This window comes from Alkalihalophilus lindianensis (assembly GCF_032843265.1).
GTDB lineage: Bacteria > Bacillota > Bacilli > Bacillales > Bacillaceae_D > Alkalihalophilus > Alkalihalophilus lindianensis.
In genome coordinates this window covers 1-559 of the sequence record NZ_JAWJBA010000030.1, presented here as the reverse complement: position 1 = coordinate 559, position 559 = coordinate 1, and the positions used below count along the sequence as shown (strand labels likewise).

Genomic DNA, 559 nt, shown 5'->3' with positions numbered 1-559 from the left:
AAATTATCCGACGCTTCAATTGACTTTACCAATCAGGAAAAGGCTGGCGGAGATTAATCTCAGAAAAAAGTCTTCCCTTACAAGGAATAGAGCCATTTCTACCAAAAAAGAAAGAGAGAAGAAATTGAATCTCTTCGCTAGAAGTCATTCCTTTTCGATAAAATGGCAATAACCCATCTCCTTCTTGGTACTCAGATGTCCATTTCTTTCGTTGATTAATCCACCATATCCCCCATAAACCCTGAAATCGTTGCTTCCAACGATAAAGTGTTTTAAGTGAGACCACTGAAATAGAGGAGGTCGTTAACCATTTAGCCAATCGACTAATAGGAACCCCTTCCATCAACCATCTTCCCAAAAATTCATAGATATGATTTGCAAATCTTCCCCATGGGAACGTAAAGAAAGGCATTAATGAAAAGGTCTTATTACAATCCGGGCATCTTCTCCGCATGATAGGAATCCGAAAGGATTGATGCTTAAAATAAATTGTTTTTTCATATTTTCCGTGTTTCCTGGTTTGCCTCCCGCAACACGGACAAAAAATATTCTCATTGAA

1 protein-coding gene is annotated in these 559 nt (G+C 38.3%); it reads right to left on the bottom strand.

Going from position 1 to position 559, the window contains the following annotated elements; all coding sequences use genetic code 11:
• Positions 1-25: 25 nt before the first annotated feature.
• Positions 26-547 (bottom strand): DUF6431 domain-containing protein, encoded by a 522-nt coding sequence (locus RYX56_RS21130; RefSeq protein WP_317123961.1) that lies wholly within the window; start codon positions 545-547, stop codon positions 26-28.
• Positions 548-559 lie beyond the last annotated feature (12 nt).